The sequence below is a fragment of the Brucella sp. TWI432 genome, assembly GCF_039674445.1.
Taxonomy (GTDB): domain Bacteria; phylum Pseudomonadota; class Alphaproteobacteria; order Rhizobiales; family Rhizobiaceae; genus Brucella; species Brucella chromiisoli.
Map to the genome: position 1 here is coordinate 1 of NZ_JBDJNL010000080.1, position 205 is coordinate 205.

Consider the following 205-nt stretch of genomic DNA (forward strand, 5'->3'; position numbering starts at 1 on the left):
TGTTGCCATGCAAACCTCGTGGTGTACCCCGCGTCGATGATCGCATGGTACTCAATGGCATTCTATGGCGCTTCCGCATAGGATCGTCATGGTTTGAAATCCCTGAGCGCTATGGTGTTGCAACGACTTGCTACAACCGGTTCGTTCGTTGGCGACGTGCTGGTGTCTGGGATCGACTGCTGGAGGCCGTCTCTCAAGCCTATGA

Annotated in this window: 1 protein-coding gene; it reads left to right on the forward strand. The window is 54.6% G+C overall.

The genetic code is table 11. From position 1 onward, the window contains the following. Positions 1-2 precede the first annotated feature (2 nt). On the forward strand, positions 3-205 hold a 203-nt coding region (locus ABE527_RS21690; RefSeq protein WP_499698269.1), incomplete at its 3' end, for a transposase.